12 protein-coding genes, 1 tRNA gene, 1 other RNA gene and 5 pseudogenes are annotated in these 16792 nt (G+C 76.0%); 13 read left to right on the top strand and 6 right to left on the bottom strand.

Annotated features, from left to right (window positions below; all coding sequences use genetic code 11):
* The first annotated feature begins 210 nt into the window (after positions 1-210).
* From L6E17_RS17035 to L6E17_RS17000, 8 genes and pseudogenes are all read left to right on the top strand, one after another.
* On the top strand, positions 211-1194 hold the full coding sequence (locus L6E17_RS17035) for an ATP-binding cassette domain-containing protein (RefSeq protein WP_236241597.1): 984 nt from the start codon (positions 211-213) through the stop codon (positions 1192-1194).
* Positions 1191-2036, top strand: coding sequence for an ABC transporter permease (locus tag L6E17_RS17030; protein ID WP_236241596.1), 846 nt, complete (start codon positions 1191-1193; stop codon positions 2034-2036). The genes L6E17_RS17035 and L6E17_RS17030 overlap by 4 nt, the downstream gene beginning before the upstream one ends.
* A 253-nt stretch (positions 2037-2289) precedes the next feature.
* A pseudogene (gene cbiE, locus L6E17_RS17025) lies at positions 2290-3480 on the top strand (precorrin-6y C5,15-methyltransferase (decarboxylating) subunit CbiE).
* 185 nt (positions 3481-3665) lie between these two features.
* Positions 3666-4415, top strand: coding sequence for a precorrin-4 C(11)-methyltransferase (gene cobM / locus L6E17_RS17020; RefSeq protein WP_236241595.1), 750 nt, complete (start codon positions 3666-3668; stop codon positions 4413-4415).
* 132 nt (positions 4416-4547) lie between these two features.
* The gene (locus L6E17_RS17015; RefSeq protein ID WP_236241594.1) at positions 4548-5444 is read left to right on the top strand and encodes a DMT family transporter; all 897 of its coding nucleotides are present in this window, start codon (positions 4548-4550) and stop codon (positions 5442-5444) included.
* 519 nt (positions 5445-5963) lie between these two features.
* Positions 5964-6460, top strand: a pseudogene (locus L6E17_RS17010) (hypothetical protein).
* Between the two features lie 647 nt (positions 6461-7107).
* Positions 7108-8319, top strand: coding sequence for a DUF2079 domain-containing protein (locus tag L6E17_RS17005; protein WP_236241593.1), 1212 nt, complete (start codon positions 7108-7110; stop codon positions 8317-8319).
* Positions 8298-8720: a hypothetical protein gene (locus L6E17_RS17000; protein WP_236241592.1), complete on the top strand. Its 423-nt coding sequence runs from the start codon at positions 8298-8300 to the stop codon at positions 8718-8720. The genes L6E17_RS17005 and L6E17_RS17000 overlap by 22 nt, the downstream gene beginning before the upstream one ends.
* Before the next feature lie 185 nt (positions 8721-8905).
* On the opposite strand, the gene L6E17_RS31525 is transcribed toward L6E17_RS17000, so the two are convergent.
* From L6E17_RS31525 to L6E17_RS16985, 5 genes and pseudogenes are all read right to left on the bottom strand, one after another.
* Entirely contained in the window at positions 8906-9403 is a 498-nt protein-coding gene (locus tag L6E17_RS31525) for a hypothetical protein (RefSeq protein ID WP_374109077.1), read from the bottom strand.
* A gap of 66 nt (positions 9404-9469) precedes the next feature.
* A pseudogene (locus L6E17_RS31520) lies at positions 9470-9814 on the bottom strand (aspartate kinase); the annotation flags it as partial.
* Between the two features lie 47 nt (positions 9815-9861).
* Positions 9862-10134, bottom strand: a pseudogene (locus tag L6E17_RS31515) (aspartate kinase); the annotation flags it as partial.
* Between the two features lie 285 nt (positions 10135-10419).
* Positions 10420-11412 carry a transketolase family protein gene (locus L6E17_RS16990; RefSeq protein ID WP_236241591.1) on the bottom strand — a complete coding sequence of 331 codons (993 nt, stop codon included), beginning with the start codon at positions 11410-11412 and terminating at the stop codon, positions 10420-10422.
* On the bottom strand, positions 11409-12245 hold the full coding sequence (locus L6E17_RS16985; protein ID WP_236241590.1) for a 1-deoxy-D-xylulose-5-phosphate synthase N-terminal domain-containing protein: 837 nt from the start codon (positions 12243-12245) through the stop codon (positions 11409-11411). Before L6E17_RS16985 ends, L6E17_RS16990 begins: the two co-directional genes overlap by 4 nt.
* Before the next feature lie 621 nt (positions 12246-12866).
* Between L6E17_RS16985 and L6E17_RS31510 the strand changes: the two genes are divergently transcribed.
* A complete protein-coding gene (locus tag L6E17_RS31510; RefSeq protein WP_374109067.1) occupies positions 12867-13148 on the top strand; it encodes a hypothetical protein in 282 nt (93 codons plus the stop codon).
* A gap of 4 nt (positions 13149-13152) precedes the next feature.
* Positions 13153-14079, top strand: a complete 927-nt coding sequence (locus L6E17_RS16975) for an FAD-dependent oxidoreductase (protein WP_236241589.1) — start codon at positions 13153-13155, stop codon at positions 14077-14079.
* A 123-nt stretch (positions 14080-14202) separates the two neighbouring features.
* Here L6E17_RS16975 and L6E17_RS16970 read toward each other — a convergent pair.
* Positions 14203-14290, bottom strand: a tRNA-Ser gene (locus L6E17_RS16970).
* Positions 14291-14362: 72 nt separating this feature from the next.
* Here L6E17_RS16970 and ffs point away from each other — a divergent pair.
* The 3 genes and pseudogenes from ffs (at position 14363) to L6E17_RS16955 (ending at position 16789) form a co-directional block, all read left to right on the top strand.
* Positions 14363-14461, top strand: an RNA gene (gene ffs / locus L6E17_RS16965) — signal recognition particle sRNA small type.
* A 50-nt stretch (positions 14462-14511) separates the two neighbouring features.
* Positions 14512-16053: pseudogene (locus L6E17_RS16960) on the top strand (DNA polymerase III subunit gamma and tau); the annotation flags it as partial.
* A 109-nt stretch (positions 16054-16162) separates the two neighbouring features.
* A complete protein-coding gene (locus L6E17_RS16955) occupies positions 16163-16789 on the top strand; it encodes a hypothetical protein (protein WP_236241749.1) in 627 nt (208 codons plus the stop codon).
* Positions 16790-16792 lie beyond the last annotated feature (3 nt).

Genomic DNA, 16792 nt, shown 5'->3' with positions numbered 1-16792 from the left:
CCTCTTCTACACGCACGAGTAGCGCCGGACCGCGGGCCAGCTCACAGGCACGGGTGGCGCCGGACCGCGGGCCACGCTCACAGGCGCGGGTAGCGCCGGATCGCGGGCCACGCTCACCCGCACGAGTCGCGAGCAGCGGGCGCCGCGGGGCCCGCTGTGCGCGCGGAGACGCGGTGGCGCGGTGCCCGCTCCGGTCGCAGACTGAGGACCATGGCCGGTTTCGCTGTCGAGACCAGCGGTCTCGTGAAGGTGTTCGGATCCACCAGGGCGCTCGACGGGGTCGACCTGAGGGTGCCGGCCGGCACCGTCTACGGCGTGCTCGGCCCCAACGGTGCGGGCAAGACCACCGCCGTGAGGGTCCTCGCCACGCTGCTGCGGCCGGACGGCGGCGAGGCCCGCGTCTTCGACCGCGACGTGGTCCGGGACGCCGACGAGGTGCGCAGCCGGGTCAGCCTCACCGGCCAGTACGCGTCCGTGGACGAGGACCTGACCGGCACCGAGAACCTCGTGCTGCTCGCCCGGCTGCTGGGCCACTCCCGGCCCGCCGCCCGCGACCGGGCCGCCCAGCTGCTGGAGGCGTTCGGCCTGTCCGAGGCGGCGGGCCGCCAGGTGAAGCAGTACTCGGGCGGCATGCGGCGCCGCATCGACATTGCGGCGTCCATCGTGAACACCCCCGACCTGCTGTTCCTCGACGAGCCGACCACCGGGCTCGACCCGCGCTCCCGCAACCAGGTGTGGGACATCGTGCGGACCGTCGTCGGCCAGGGCACCACCGTGCTCCTCACCACGCAGTACCTGGACGAGGCCGACCAGCTCGCCTCCCGGATCGCGGTCATCGACCACGGCCGGGTCATCGCGGAGGGCACGAAGGGCGAGCTGAAGGCGTCCGTGGGCGCGGGCTCCGTGCACGTGCGGCTGCGCCACGCCGAGCAGCGCCCCGACGCCGAGCGGGCCCTCGCGGCCGCCCTCGGGGCGACCGTGCAGCGGGAGGCGGACCCGGTCGCCCTCACCGCCACCGTCGACGGGCACCGCACGGAGCTCGGCGCCGCCGAGCAGGCCGCGCGGGCGCTGGCGGCACTGGCCGGGCAGGGCATCACCGTGGACACCTTCGCGCTGGGCCAGCCCAGCCTCGACGAGGTGTTCCTCGCGCTCACGGGCAAGGAAGCCGAGCCGCGGAAGGACGACGCACCATGACCACCACCGGCGAGCGGACCGCCACCGCCCCCCGCGCCGACGACCTCGCCGACCTCCTCGTGCAGGGGGCCGACCGCAGGCCGCCGCGCCCCTCGGCGCTGTCCGCGTCCCTCACCTTCGGCTGGCGGGCCATGCTGAAGATCAAGCACGTGCCGGAGCAGCTCTTCGACGTGACCGCGTTCCCGATCATGATGGTGCTGCTGTACACGTACCTGTTCGGGGGCGCGCTGGCCGGGTCGGTGTCGGACTACGTCCAGTTCCTGCTGCCCGGCATCCTCGCGATGAGCGTCGTGATGATCACGATGTACACCGGGGTCGCCGTGAACACCGACATCCAGAAGGGCGTCTTCGACCGCTTCCGGACCCTGCCCGTGTGGCGCCCGGCCCCCATGGTCGGCTACCTGCTCGGCGACGTCGTCCGCTACCTCATCGCCTCCGCCGTGATGCTGTCGGTGGGCCTGCTCATCGGCTACCGGCCGCAGGGCGGCCCGTCCGGGGTGCTGGCCGGGGTGGCGCTGCTGATGGTGTTCTCCTTCGCCTTCTCCTGGGTGTGGACGATGTTCGGGCTGCTGCTGCGCAGCGAGAAGTCCGTGATGGGCGTCAGCATGATGGTGATCTTCCCGCTGACGTTCCTCAGCAACGTGTTCGTCGACCCGAGCACCATGCCGGGCTGGCTCCAGGCGTTCGTCCACAACAACCCGGTGACGCACCTGGCGGCGGCCGTGCGGGAGCTGATGGCGGGCGGCCGGCCCGGGGTGGACATCGCGTGGACCCTCGGTTGGTCGGCGCTGCTCGTCGCGGTCTTCGGCGCGGTGACGATGCGGCTGTACAACCGCAGGTGACGGCGGACCGCCGAGCGCGCGTCACCGAGGCGGAACGGCCTTGGGCCCCGGCGCGCGGCGGCCGCGCCCGGGGGCGGCAGTGCGAAGCGGCGGACGAGGGCGGCGCGGGGACCGCCCGAAGCGGCGGCCCGGGGGCGGCGGCCGGGGGCGGCGGCGGTGGGACCGCCCCGGGCGGGGGCGCAGGCGACCGGCCGGTAGTGTTCCGGGGCGTGAACAGCCCGGAGAGCCCCGCACCCCCGTCACCGTCGTCGGCGTGGGCGCCGACGGCTGGGACGGCTGCCCGAGGCGTCCCGTGCCGCCCTGAGGGCCGCGGAGGTCGTCGTCGGCGGCGGCGCCCGCCAACTCGGCCTGCTGCCCGAGGACGAGGTCCGCGCCGAGCGGATCGCCTGGCCCTCGCCGCTGCGGCCCGCCGTCCCCCGGGTGCTGGCCGCCCACGCGGGCCGCCGGATCGCCGTGCTGGCCAGCGGCGACCCCATGTTCCACGGCGTGGGGCGCGCCCTCGCCGACGCCGTGGGCGCCGAGCGGCTGCGGGTCCTGCCGCACCCCTCCTCCGTGTCGTACGCCTGCGCGCGGCTCGGCTGGCCCCTGGAGGACACCGAGACGGTGTCCCTGGTCGGGCGGGACCCGGACACGCTGACCGCGGCGCTCCACGACGGCCGCAGGCTGCTCGTGCTGAGCGCCGACGCCGCGACCCCCGCCCGGGTGGCGGCCCTGCTGCGCGGACGCGGGTACGGACCGAGCGCCCTGCGGGTGCTGGAGCAGCTCGGCCACCCCGACCGGGAGCGGCTGACGCCCCCGCCACCGCCGACGCGTGGGACGCGCCGCCCGGCGACCCCCTGAACATCGTCGCCGTCGAGTGCCGCCGCGCCCCGGGCGCGCCCCGCCTCGGAGCCGTACCGGGCCTGCCCGACGACGCGTACGAGCACGACGGGCAGCTGACGAAGCGGTACGTGCGGGCCGCGACGCTCGCCGCGCTCGCCCCCGCCCCCGGCGAACTGCTGTGGGACGTCGGCGGCGGCTCCGGTTCCGTCGGCATCGAGTGGATGCGGACCCACCGCGGATGCCGGGCCGTCAGCGTGGAGCGCGACCCGGCACGGGCCGACAGGATCGAGCGGAACGCCGCCGCGCTGGGCGTGCCGGGGCTGCGCGTGGTCCGGGCCGCCGCGCCCGGGGGCTCGCGGGGCTGCCCGCGCCCGACGCGGTGTTCATCGGCGGCGGGCTCACCGCGCCCGGCCTTCTGGACGCCTGCTGGGACGCCCTCCCGGCGGGCGGTCGGCTGGTCGCGAACACCGTGACGCTGGAGTCGGAGGCGCTGCTGGCCGACCGGTACCGGCGGCACGGCGGCGAGCTCGTCCGCCTCGCGGTCGCCCACGCCGTCCCCGTCGGCGGCTTCACCGGGTGGCGGCAGGCGATGCCGGTCACCCAGTGGTCCGTGACGAAGTGACGCGGCGGCGGCGCAGGCGGCGCGGGTGATGCCGGTGGTACCGGTGTGGTACCGGTGGTACCGGTGGCGTACGGACGCAGGGACGCAGGGACGCAGGCACGCAGGGACGCAGGGACGCAGGCACGCAGGCACGCAGGGACTCAGGGACGGACTGACGCAGTGACGAAGGCAGGAGAGCAGCAGTCATGACGGTGTACTTCATCGGCGCCGGCCCGGGCGCCGCCGACCTCATCACCGTGCGGGGCGCCCGCACGCTCGCCTCCTGCCGGGTGTGCCTCTACGCCGGCTCACTGGTGCCGCGGGAGCTGCTGGCCGAGTGCCCGCCGGACGCCCGGCTGGTCGACACCGCGCAGATGGACCTGGACGCGATCGTCGCCGAGCTGGTCCGCGCCCACGAGGCCGGGCACGACGTGGCGCGGCTGCACTCCGGCGACCCGTCGGTGTTCAGCGCCGTCGCCGAGCAGATGCGCCGCCTCGACGCGGCCGGGGTGCCGTACGAGGTGGTGCCCGGCGTCCCGGCGTTCGCGGCGGCCGCCGCGGCGCTGAAGCGGGAGCTGACGGTGCCGACCGTCGGCCAGACCGTCATCCTCACCCGCGTCGCCCAGCAGGCCACCCCCATGCCGGAGGGCGAGGACCTGGCCACCCTGGGCCGCAGCGGCGCCCTGCTGGTGCTGCATCTGGCGGCCCGCTACGCGGACCGGGTCGTCGCGGAGCTCGTACCGCACTACGGGGAGGACTGTCCGGCCGCCGTCGTCGCGATGGCCAGCCGACCCGACGAGGTGGTGCTGCGCGGCACGCTCGCCGACATCGCGGAGCAGACCAAGGCGGCGGGCATCACCAGGACCGCGGTCATCATCGTCGGCCGGACGCTGGCGGCCACCCAGTTCCGCGACAGCCACCTGTACTCGCCGGAGCGCGAACGCCACGTCTGCTGACCCCCGGGCCGCGCGGCCCCTGGCAGCGGGCCCCGACGGCCCGACCGCCCCGACCCACCCCGACCGGCCCGTCGGCGCCCCAGCCCTTCGGTGAGGCCGCGCGGGGCGGGGACGCGGCCGTACGGTGAAGACGTGCGAGTGGTCCGCGACCGGGTCGCGCTCGGCGCCTTCGCCGTCACGTGCGTCCTGGCGGGCGGCAACGCCGTGGGCGTCCGCTTCAGCAACCGCGAGCTGGACCCGCTGTGGGGCGCCGCGGTGCGGTTCGGCGCCGCCGCCGCCGTCCTGCTGCTGCTCATGGCCGTGCGGCGGCTCGCCTGGCCGCGGGGACGTGCGCTGGCGGGCGCGGTGCTGTTCGGGGTGCTGAACTTCGGCGTCACGTTCGGCCTCGCCTACTACGCGCTGGTCCACATCCACGCCGGTCTGGCGCAGACGCTCCTGGCGCTGGTGCCGCTCGTCGCGCTGCTGCTGTCGGTGGCGCAGCACCAGGAGCGGTTCAGCGCGGCGGCCCTGTCCGGGACGCTGTGCGCGACCGCGGGCGTCGGCGTGGTGTCGCGGGCGACGGTGCAGGCCGACGTGGCGTGGCCGGCGCTGCTCGCGGCGCTCGGCGCCGTGCTGTCCTTCGCGCAGGCGGCCGTCCTCGTGAAGCGGGTGCCGAAGCTGCACCCCGTGACGATGAACGCGGTGGGGATGGCCGCGGCCGCCGTGCTGCTCTTCGCCGGGTCGCTCGCGGCAGGGGACGCCTGGGTGCTGCCGGACCGGGCCGCCACGTGGTGGGCGCTGGCGTATCTGGTGGTGGCCGGGTCGGTGCTGACGTTCGTGTCCTACGTCGTGGTCATCGAGCGGTGGGGGCCCTCAAGGGCGGCGTACGTGTTCGTGGTCATCCCCGTCGTGACGATCGCCGCCTCCGCGTGGCTGGACGACGAGCCGCTCACGCCGTCCCTGCTGGTGGGCGCGCCGCTGATCCTCCTCGGCGTCTACCTGGGCGCGCTGCGGGGCGCCGCCGCCCGCCGGAGCGGCCCCGAGGACTGACCGCCGCCCCCGGAGCCGCTCGGCCGGCGGTGGCACGCCACGGCCCCGGTACGGTCCGGTCCAGACCGGTCCCGTCCGGTCCGGTCCGGTCCGGACCGCTCCCTCGGCTGCGGCGGCGCGCACGGCCGCGGCACGGCCGGGCACGCCCACGGGGCCGCCGCTCGGCCGGCCGCACCACCTCGGCGACCCGGCCCACCCCACCGCGTACGTCAGTGCGGCCCGCCCGGGATGGTCGACGCCACGATCCGCGACCTCGCCGAACGCGGCCTGCCGCACCACCGCACCACCGCATCCACCGCAACCCGCCACCGCCCGTGTCCTGACGCGCAGTCGGCCGGCCGGGGGCGGCGGTGGGCCCGTCGGCGCACGTCGGAGCCGTTCGCCCCCTTTCCGGAGGGCTGCGGTCTGTGGTGACCTCACTACGGGCCCGTCCGTCGGCGACACCGGGCGGGCCCGCCGTGTCCGTACCCGACCCGGGGAGGTGCCCATGGGCCCGATGGCGCGAGAGCGAGCCGCGAGGTGATCGCCGCGGTCGGCCACGCCGACCTGACCCCCGACAGCCTGCCCCTGGTGGAGGCCGCGCTGCGGGCGCGGTTCGAGCACACCGCGGACGGGGCGACCGGTGTCGTCCGCGTCGGCGCCGGCCTGCCCCTGGCCGTCGGCCGGGCGGTACGGGGGCGGGCCGCGGCCTCGTGGTCATGGTGCCCGCGCAGGGGTCCGTCCCGGCGCTCCTGCCACGGCGCGACCGGGCCGCGGCCGGTGAACTCCTGCTGCTGGCCGAGCACATGCGGCTGCTGCCGTACGACCCCGAAGGGCGGGACGCCTGCGTCGAAGCGGACGAGCGGATGATCCGCACCAGCCGCCGGCTGCTGGCCGTCTGGGACGGCTCACCGTCCGACGAGCGGGACGCCACCGCCCACCTGGTGGCGTACGCCCGGGCCCGGGGCATCCCCGTGGACGTGGTGTGGCCCGAGGGCGCGGCCCGCGCCACCCGGGCGGCGGGCGGTGCCCGATGAGGGACGCGCGACGGGACCGTTCGCCCTGCCCGGGGCGCACATGACGTCCCTCGCGCAGCACGGGCCACCGGCCCGGCCGTCGCGCTGCTGCGGCTCGCCGGCGGCCGCCGCCCTGACGCGGACGCCCGTGCCCGTACGGTCGCCCGGTGCGCGGCCCGCGGTCTGTCCGCCGCCCTGGCCCTGCCGGCGGCCACCGCCGGGTTGTGGACCGCCGCCGTGGAAGGGGGCGCGGTCACCGCCGGCTTCCCGGCCGTCGGAGCCGTACGTGCGCGGCGGCGGTGACGCGGGGCGGCAGCGTAGCGTCTGCCGCATGAGTGATCGGGGAGAGGGGACACCGTCCCGGATTGACGCCCAGGTGCCGCGACCACGGCGCGAGTTGGCGGGGACGGCGGCGGTCGCGGCCGGGGGCCCGGCGCACCCGGCGGCGACACGGTTGCGGCGGGCGCACGGGACGGGCAGGCCGTACAGGACGGGCAGGCCGTACGGGACGGGCAGGCCGTACGGGACCAGCGGGGCGTACCCGACCAGCGGGGCGTGCGGGCTGAGCGGGGCGTGCGGGGCGCCCGGTGGGGCCGGGCCGAGCGGGCGGCGCTGCTTCTTGCCGCGCCGAGGCCGGGCGGGGAGGGCGCGGCGGCCCAGCGGGGGCGGTGCTCGCCGCACTGTGCTTCCTCGTGTGCTGCGCGATCGGACTGCAGTCGTGGACGGCCCTGCGGGTCGCGGGCTTCGACCTGGGAATATTCGACCAGGCCGTGCGCTCCTACGCCGACTTCGCGCTGCCGCGGTCCGCCATCAAGAACGTGCACCACGAGTTCCCGCCCGGCTTCTCCGTGCTGGGGGACCACTTCTCGCCGGTACTGGCGCTGCTGGCGCCGCTGTACTGGCTGTGGGACGACCCGCGGACCCTGATCGTGGCGCAGGCCGCGCTGTTCGCCGCCGGGGTGCCCGTGGTGCGCCGCATCGCCCGGCACTGCTACGCGGGCGCCGCGCCCGCGGCCGTACGGCGCGCGGCGGACGTGGCGGGCCTCGTGTACGCCCTGGGCTGGCCGCTGGCGAACGCCGCGTACTCCGGCTTCCACGAAGTGGCCTTCGCGGTGCCGGTCACCCTGCTGATGCTGGAGCGGGGCCTGGCCCGCCGCCACGGCCCGGCCGCGGTGTGGGCGGCGGTGCTCTGCACGGTCAAGGAGGACATGGGGCTGGTCGTCGGCCTGTTCGGCGCGCTCCTCGCCGTCCGCGCCCACCGCGCCGGCAGCCGCGGCGGGCGCACCACGGGGCTGGCCCTGATGGTGGCGGGCCCCGCGGTGACGGCGGCGGCGGTGCGGTGGTTCCTGCCGGCCATGGGTGGGGTGCCCGGCTACTACTGGTCCTACGGCAGGGTGGGCGCCGACCCGGGCGAGGCGCTGGTGCGGCTGGTCACGGAGCCGTGGGCGGTGGCGCTCGTCGCCGTCACCCCCACCGTCAAGGCGGCGCTGCTCGTCTGGCTCCTGGGCACCCTGGCGCTGCTGCCGCTCGGTTCGCCGACCTTCCTGCTGGCGCTGCCGCTGCTGGGGGAGCGGGTGCTGTCCGACAACCCCAACCACTGGCCGGCGATCCACCACTACGACGCGTTCCTGTGGCCGATCCTGCTGACCGCGGCGCTGGAGACCGCGGGCCGCCTCCACCGGGCCCGCTCCCGGCTGCCGCGCCCGCCCGGCCTCGACCGCATCCGCCCGTCCGGCACGCGGGGCGGCGCGCGCCCGACCCGGGGCGCCCGCGCCCGACGGGTGCGGCGGCCGCCCACCCGGTGGTCGCCGCGCTGCCCGCGGCGGCGGTCGCCCTCAGCACGGCCGCCACGCTCTTCGTGGGCGCGGGCGTCCTGCTGAACCCCCAGTCCTGGCGGCCCGACACGGAGGCCAGGGCCCTGATCCAGGCCGCGGAGCTGATACCTGACGGGGCGACGGTGGAGGCCGACAACAACATCGCGCCCCGCCTCACGGCCCGTACCGACGTGGTGATCGCGGACGCCACCCCCAGGGGCGCGGACTGGGTCCTGATGCGGGAAGGGCGGCGCTCCTTCCCCTTCCTGAGCGCAGCCGACCAGCGCCGCAGGGTCGCCCTGCTCAGGGACCACGGCTACACGGAGACCTGGAGCCGCGACGGCGTCGTCCTCCTGCACCGCACCCGGGCCGAGACCGTGCCGGGCACCCGCCGTCCCGGGCCGGGCAGCGTCCCGGTGAGGGAGCAGGTGCCCGCGGACGTCGGCCGCGACCTGTTCCGCCGCTGAGGCGCACGCACGCGCGCCGGAGCCTGCGCGCCTGCCACGCGCCGCCGCCCGTACGGCCGTTACGTCCACCCCACCCACCCCACCACCCGCCCACCCCACCACCCGGTCGCCCGGTCGCGCGGTCGCCCGGCCATGCAGCGCCCGGCACCGCGTCCACCCGGCGCCGCGTCCACCCGGCGCCGCGGCTACACGGCGACGGGGTGGCCGAGTGCCGGGACCGGTTCGTCGAGCCGGAACTCGCGGTGCAGCAGCTCCACGGCCCGCGCGCAGTGCACCTTGGAGACCGTGAACGCGGTGCGGATCTGCGAGGTCGACACCGAGTAGGCGTCGATCCCGGCCTGCCCGAGCGCGGCCAGCATGCGGCCCGTGGTGAACGGCCGGCTCAGCAGCCCCGTACCGATCAGGGAGATCTTGGCCACCGGGTCGTGGACGTCCGCGGGGCAGGCGAGCCGGCCCAGCACCTCGCGCAGCACGGGCACATGGCGGCGGGCGACCGTGAAGTCCCAGCCGTGGCCGATGTCCCCGTCGCCGACACGGGACACGAGGTCCACGGGGACGGAGATCTCGGCGAGCGCGGCGAACAGCTCCAGGCCCCGGTGGCTCAGGCTGCCCGGGCGGATCACCACCCGGGCGACCTCCGTGTCGTGCGCGATCGCCGTGACGGACTGGGCGCTTTCCAGCATGTCCTCTCCGGTTTCCTCAGGGATGACGGTGGTGCCGGGCCGGTCGGAGAACGCGGAGCGGACGTGGATGCGCACGCCCGCCCTCGCCGCGATCCCGACGGCCTGCGGGTGCAGGACGGCGGCCCCCGAGTAGGCCATCTCGGCCATGAGACCGCTGCCGATCACGGGCAGCAGCCGGGCCTCCGGCGTGATGCGCGGATCCGCGGTGTGCACACCTGCGACGTCCGTGTGGACCTCGCAGGCGGCCGCGCCGAGCGTCGCCGCGAGGGCGACGGCGGTCGTGTCGGAACCGCCCTTGCCGAAGGTGACCACGTCGCCGGCGGCATCCCCGGCCTGGCCGCCCGCCACCACCGCGACCGTGCGGCGGCGCAGCAGCTCCCGCAGCCGCGTGCCGTCCACGGCGGTGAGCCGCCGTCGCCGTGCGGACCGGACGCGGCCATACCGGCCTGCGCCCCCGTCAGGGCCGCGGCGGGGACACCCATGCCGGTGAGGGCGATCGCGAGGAGGGCGGCCGACGCGACGGGGCCGGTGGCGAGCAGCTGGTCCGCCTCCCGCGCGGGCGGCGCCGCCGACACGGCGCGCGCGTCCGCCGCGAGGGCGTCGGCGGTGGTGCCGCGTGCCGACACCACCGCGACGACGGGATGGCCGGCGCGGTGGGCGCCGGCGATCCGCTCGGCGACGGCGCGCAGCCGCTCGGGCGCGGGCCCCAGGGACGTGCCGCCGAACTTCATGACGCGGATCGCTTCCGCCGCCGGGGGGACGGCGGCTACCGGGCTGTGCACGGTGGTTCTCCTTCTCATGTCGTCGAGGCGGCACCTGGTGTGCCCGAGTGGCGGTGGAGGCCCGGACGGGGGCGCGAGGCGGCCCGGGGACCACTCGCACGCAGGCCGCCTCGCACGCAGGCCGCCCGGACGCAGGCCGCCCGCGCGCAGGCCGCCCGTACGCAGGCCGCCCGCGCGCAGGAAGCTCCCCGCGCGCAGGAAGCCCCCCGCGCGAGCGCCCGGCCAGGTGAGCGGTCACCCAACGACGTCCAGCGCCTGGGTGACGGCGTTCCGTACGGTGATCCCGGCGCGGTCCAGCAGGTACCGCTCGCCGCCCACGAGGTCGAAGTGGACGTCCGGCACCCCGATGCGCCGCACCGGGGGCCCGCCCGCCTCCGCGAGCACCTCGCACACCGCGCTGCCCAGACCGCCCACGGCGCGGTGGTCCTCGATGGTCACCACCACCTCCGAACGGGCGCTCGCAGCCAGCAGGGCCTCCCGGTCCAGCGGCTTGACCGTGTGCATGTTGAGGTGCCCGGCGCTGACGCCCCGCGCGGCCAGTTCGCGGGCCGCCTCCGCCGCCACGAGGTTGGGGTGCGGTCCGGTGGCGACGAACAGCACCCGGCCGGGTGCCCGCAGCACCCGCGCCCTGCCGAGCACGAACGGGGCGCGCTCCGCGTACGGCGACGGCGTCGCGGGCCCGCCGAGCCGCAGGTAGGCGGGGCCCGGGGTGCGCGCGAGGGCCACCGTCGCCTGCGCGGCCTCCCACGCGTCGGCCGGCGCCACCACCGTCATGTGCGGCAGCATGCGGGTGGTGCCGAGGTCCTCCAGGGCGTGGCGGGCGGGGCCCTCGGAGCCCGCGGAGAGCCCCGCGTGCGTACCGACGATCTTGACGGGCAGGTCGGCGCCCGCCACACCGGTCCTGATCTGCTCGAAGGCGCGGCCGACGGCGAACGGGCCCAGGCCGCTCGCGAACACCGGCCGGGCGGCCACCGTCATCCCGGCGGCGACACCGATCAGGTTCTGCTCGGCGACGCCGAGGTCCACGTACTGGCGCGGCAGCTCCGCGGCGAACTCCGCCTCCAGGTCCGTGCCCGCTGACAGGCAGGCCAGCAGCGGGTTCTCGCGGCCCAGCGCGAGCAGCGCCAGGGCGTAGGCGTCCGGGCCGGACAGCACCGAGCGGTGCTCCCACACGTGGTCGAGGACGTCCGCGACGGAGCGGCGGGCCGCGACGCCCGTGCCGGTCACGGACGCTCACCCGCCAGCGCGGCGAGGGCCAGCCGCCGCGCCTGCGCGTCGAGGACCGCTGTGTTGCCGCGCCGGGTGTCGTGCAGGCCGGGGACACCGCGCGCCGCCACGGTGCGGGCGAGGACGACCGTGGGCCGCCCCGGCCGGACGGGCCCTTCGAGGGCCCGCCGGATCTGGCCGTGGTCGTGCCCGTCGATCCTCAGCACGTCCCAGCCGAAGCCCGTCCACTTGTCGGCGAGCGGCTCCAGCGCCATGCGGTCCTCGGTGCGGCGGCCGCCCTGCCAGCCGTTGCGGTCCACGACCGCGACGAGGTTGTCGGCGCCGAGGTGGGCCGCGGCCATGGCCGCCTCCCAGGTGGAGCCCGCCTGGAGCTCGCCGTCGCCGAGGATCACGAAGGCGCGGTTGTCGTAGCCGTAGCGCCGCCCGGCGAGGGCCACGCCCAGGCCCAGTGACAGGCCCTGCCCGGGCGCGCCGGTCGCGAAGTCCACCCCGGGCAGCCGCCGCAGGGGGTGCCCGGCGAGCCGGCTGCCGTCCTGCCGGTACGTCCCGGTCTCCGCGTCCGGGATGAGGCCCGTCGCGGCGAGCGCGGCGTACAGCGCGGCGGAGGCGTGGCCCTTGCTGAGGACGAGGTAGTCGCGGTCACCGGAGGAGGCCCCGTCGCCGGCCGGCTGCCGCAGCACCTCGCCGTACAGCACGGCGAGCAGGTCGGCGACGGACAGGCTGCCGCCGAGGCGGGCACCACCGGGCGCCCCGCTCATCTCGACGACCCGGCGCCGGATGTCCGCGGCGAGCCGTGCGGCCGCGTCCTTCCTCGGCGGCGCGTGTGTGAGCATGCTCGATCCCTCCGAAACGAAGCCGTCTCCCCGGTCAGCCGACGCCATAACAAACCAACTGAGCTGTTTTGTCAATGGCGGCCTTGGGGGTTCGGTCGCAGGGACGGGTGGGTCGGCGGCCTGCGACCCCGCCAAGGCGACCCCCGACCCCGCACCTCGAATGGCATGCCCTCACCTGGCGATGAAAGGGCGATCCGGGGGTCGGGCGGCCATGTCGCGGCCGACTTCGGAGCGAGGTGAATCCCCCTCGCCCTTCCGGGTGGGTCACCTGCCGGCCCTCTGGCTGCGCAGAGAAAGCCCCTTGACAAAACCAAGCGGTAGGTTTTTTGCTGTGGGGGGCGCGAGCGGCGCACGGCCGGTAAGGCGGAGCACCCGTCACCGCCGACCCCTGCCCTGCCGGCGGATTCGCCGGATGCTTGCCGACGAACGGCGTGATGGCGCGACCCGGCCTTTCTCGGGCAGCTGCCCGGTGAGGCACTCGCGGAGGATGCGGGATGCGAACTCGTGAGGGCGCCCCCACCCGCTGCCCACCTGTTCGTACGGGGCCCGGAATGGCCCGTACCCGTCTTGACCAGCGGCGGAGGGTTCGGGGCGGCCCTCTCCGGACAGCCCCGGACGGAGGTGAAGGCAGCCAGAACCGCAACCACTGCTCGGCTCCTTGCGGCCCTCGGGGCCGTACCACCGAAGGGGCTGGCCGGTTACCGCGGCGATGCCTGCGAAGTCGTGGTCGCCGTGCAGGAGGGTGAGTCCCCGCAACTCGGCAGCCGCGGCGCCGAGGTCCATCGCACCGGCGACGCCGGCCTCCTCGTCGCCCGCCGCCTGCTCGGAACCGGCCGACTCGTCACCACCGACCACGTGATCGGCCGACTCACTGCGTACGCCGGAGCCCCGGTGCTGGAATAGCCCCATGGCCGACACGCTGTACGACACCGACCTGATCATCATCGGCGGCGGTCCGGCAGGCTGCGCCGCTGCCCGCATGGCCGCCAGCGTGGGCATGCGCTCGATCCTGATCGAGCGGGACCGGCTGTGCCGCAACCTCTACCGGATTCCGGCCCTGAACAACGTCCTCGGCGGCCACACCAGCGGCCCCGAACTGGCCGACTCCATCGTCGCGGAGGTCAAGGGCACGGATCTGTGCCGCCTCGAAATCGGCCGGTACGTCACCGATCTCCGGGCCGGCAAGGACGGGGTGACGGTCACGGTCGACACGGGGACCCGTCTCACCGCTCCGTACGCCGTCGTCGCCACCGGCGTCGGCGCCCTCCAGCCCCGCGACGTCACCTGGATCACAGCCCCCGCCGGCCTCACCCTGCCCCCGCTCTGGCAGGCCCAGGCGGAGGATGCCGAGGGCCGCACCCTCCTCGTACTCGGCGGCGACCGCCCGATCGGCACCTTCCTGCGCGCCCACCCGACCACCGACACGCGCCTGCTCGTGGCGTACCCGGCGGCTGACGCGTACAAGATCGAGGAGATTCGCGAAGACCCCCGCGTCATGCTCCTCCCCGTCGAGCACCTCACGCTGGCCTCCGCAGAAGGCGCCTCGGTATCAGCGGAAGCGGTGGGCAAGGACGGCGTACGGCACACGATCGCGGCGAACGCTGCCTACCTCAGCATCGGGAACGCCCCGACCGCACCGCCCGGCGACCTGACCCGTGGTGCGGACGGATACTGCCCGCCTACCGACCAGCACCCCCGCGTCATCGTGGCCGGAGACCTCCGCTCCGCCCGGTTCCAACGGATCATGACTGCCTTGGGCTCCGGCAGCGAAGCCGCCCTGCACGCCTACTACGCGGCCAGGGACACGGACGTCCGCCAGCTGGCCCATCACTGAGGCCATCTGGGGAGCCCCGGGAACAGTCGCTACGGACAAGGACCAGGACAACGAGGTCTGAGACACGTCGAAGGGCCCCACCGCGAACGGTGGGGCTCTTCGACATCGTGCCCGGTGAGGCACTGGCGGAGGATACGAGATTCGAACTCGTGAGGGGTTGCCCCCAACACGCTTTCCAAGCGTGCGCCCTAGGCCTCTAGGCGAATCCTCCGCCGGAAACATTACATGACTCCGGGGAGTGCTCGCGAACTCGTTGCCGGGCCGGACGATCAGGTACCCTGGGCGCAGCCCCTCACGTGGCGCTATCTGACTGAACTCCCCCAGGGCCGGAAGGCAGCAAGGGTAGGTCGGCTCTGGCGGGTGCGTGGGGGGCGCTTGCGTGTGTGATCTTGGGCGGGTCGTTTGTCAGCGCGGCCCGATATCGTCGTATGCGTGTCGTCCCTCGCGCTGTACCGCCGCTACCGCCCCGAGACCTTCGCGGAGGTCATCGGGCAGGAGCATGTCACTGACCCGCTGCAGCAGGCGCTGCGGAACAACCGGGTCAACCACGCGTACCTGTTCAGCGGTCCCCGCGGGTGCGGCAAGACGACCAGTGCCCGCATCCTCGCCCGGTGCCTGAACTGCGAGCAGGGGCCGACGCCCACGCCCTGCGGGGAGTGCCGGTCCTGCCGGGACCTCGCGCGGAACGGGCCGGGGTCCATCGACGTGATCGAGATCGACGCGGCCTCCCACGGCGGTGTCGACGACGCCCGCGACCTGCGGGAGAAGGCCTTCTTCGGGCCCGCGGGCAGCCGGTACAAGATCTACATCATCGACGAGGCGCACATGGTCACCTCGGCGGGCTTCAACGCCCTGCTGAAGGTGGTCGAGGAGCCGCCGGAGCACCTGAAGTTCATCTTCGCGACCACCGAGCCCGAGAAGGTCATCGGCACCATCCGGTCGCGGACCCACCACTACCCGTTCCGGCTCGTCCCGCCCGGCACGCTGCGGGACTACCTGGCCCAGGTGTGCGGGCAGGAGGACATCCCCGTGGAGGACGGGGTGCTCCCGCTCGTGGTGCGGGCCGGTGCCGGGTCCGTCCGTGACTCCATGTCCGTCATGGACCAGCTCCTCGCCGGTGCCGGCGAGGACGGTGTGACGTACGCCATGGCCACCTCCCTCCTCGGGTACACCGACGGTTCGCTGCTCGACTCCGTCGTCGAGGCGTTCGCCACGGGCGACGGCGCGGCGGCCTTCGAGGTCGTCGACCGGGTCGTCGAGGGCGGCAACGACCCGCGGCGGTTCGTCGCCGACCTGCTGGAGCGGCTGCGGGACCTCGTGATCCTCGCCGCCGTGCCGGACGCCGCGGAGAAGGGGCTCATCGACGGGCCCGCGGAGGTCGTCGAGCGGATGCAGGCGCAGGCGTCGACGTTCGGCGCCGCCGAGCTCAGCCGGGCCGCCGACCTCGTCAACACCGGGCTCACCGAGATGCGCGGCGCCACCTCGCCGCGCCTCCAGCTGGAGCTGATCTGCGCGCGCGTCCTGCTGCCCGCCGCCTACGACGACGAGCGGTCGCTGCAGGCGCGGCTGGAGCGCCTGGAGCGCGGCGCCCACTTCCAGACCCCGGCCCGGGCCCCGCCATGGGGTACGTCCCGGGGCCCGGCGCCCACGTGCCGGACGCGGCCGGGCCCGCCGCGCCGCCGCCCGCCGCGCCCCCGTCACGCCCGCCGCCCAGCCCGCCGGTACGGCCGGAACGGTCGCCCCCGCGCCCGGCCCCGCCCAGGCCCCCGGTCCCGCGCCCACCGCGCCGCCCACCGCGCCGCCCGCCCCGGCTCCCGCTCCCGTCGCGGCCGCCCCCGCGCCCGCCGATGCGCCTGCGGCCGCCCCGGCTCCCCGCACGCCCGGCGCCTGGCCCACCGCCGCCGCACCCGGTGCCGGTGCCGGTACGGGCAGCGCGCGCCAGCCCGGAGGGTGGCCGTCCGCCGCCACGCCCGGGCAGGGGCGGCCGGCCGCCCCGCAGCCGCACGCCGCCCCGTCCGCGCCGCAGCCCGCCGCCCATGCGGTGGCCCCCGAAGCGGCCCAGGGCGCCGCTCAGGTGCGGAACATGTGGCCGGGCGTGCTCGAAGCCGTCAAGAACCGCCGCCGCTTCACCTGGATCCTGCTCAGCCAGAACGCCCAGATCGTCGGCTTCGACGGCACGACCCTCCAGCTCGGCTTCCTCAACGCGGGCGCCCGGGACAACTTCCTGAGCAGCGGCAGCGAGGACGTGCTGCGGCAGGTCCTCGCCGAGCAGTTCCACGTCCAGTGGAAGGTCGAGGCCATCGTCGACCCGTCCGGCGGCGGCGCCCCCGGCCCCGCCTCCCCGGGCGGATACGGCGGTGGCCGCCCCGCCCCCGCCCCGCCGCCCGCCGCACCGCAGCCGAGCGCCCCCGGGCCCGCCGCCCCGCCACCCCCGCAGTCCGGACCGCAGACCACCGCGTCGCAGTCCGGGCAGGCTCCTGCGGCGCAGCAGCCCGCACCCGGCCCGGGCGCCGCCCGCGGCGGGCCGCGCGCCGCCGAGCCGCAGCCCGCGTACGAGCCGCCACCGCCGCCCGCGCCCCGGCAGGTCGCACCCGAGGACGACGTACCGGAAGAGGACGACCCCGACCTCGTCGAGTCGGCGCTCTCCAGCCACGAGCTGATCGTCCGAGAGCTCGGCGCCACCGTCCTGGACGAATACACGAACGAGTGAGGG

The sequence above is a fragment of the Streptomyces sp. CC228A genome, assembly GCF_021390935.1.
In the GTDB taxonomy this organism is placed as follows: domain Bacteria; phylum Actinomycetota; class Actinomycetes; order Streptomycetales; family Streptomycetaceae; genus Streptomyces.
Note: the sequence above shows the minus strand (reverse complement) of the source record. Positions and strands in the feature narration are given on the sequence as shown.

Bases quoted from the DNA above. Each gene is read 5' to 3' on its own strand.
- L6E17_RS17035 (WP_236241597.1), top strand. From the start codon at position 211: ATGGCCGGTTTCGCTGTCGAGACCAGCGGTCTCGTGAAGGTGTTCGGA.
- L6E17_RS17030 (WP_236241596.1), top strand. From the start codon at position 1,191: ATGACCACCACCGGCGAGCGGACCGCCACCGCCCCCCGCGCCGACGAC.
- cobM (WP_236241595.1), top strand. From the start codon at position 3,666: ATGACGGTGTACTTCATCGGCGCCGGCCCGGGCGCCGCCGACCTCATC.
- L6E17_RS31525 (WP_374109077.1), bottom strand. From the start codon at position 9,403: ATGCTGGAAAGCGCCCAGTCCGTCACGGCGATCGCGCACGACACGGAG.
- L6E17_RS16985 (WP_236241590.1), bottom strand. From the start codon at position 12,245: ATGCTCACACACGCGCCGCCGAGGAAGGACGCGGCCGCACGGCTCGCC.
- L6E17_RS16975 (WP_236241589.1), top strand. From the start codon at position 13,153: ATGGCCGACACGCTGTACGACACCGACCTGATCATCATCGGCGGCGGT.
- L6E17_RS16955 (WP_236241749.1), top strand. From the start codon at position 16,163: ATGTGGCCGGGCGTGCTCGAAGCCGTCAAGAACCGCCGCCGCTTCACC.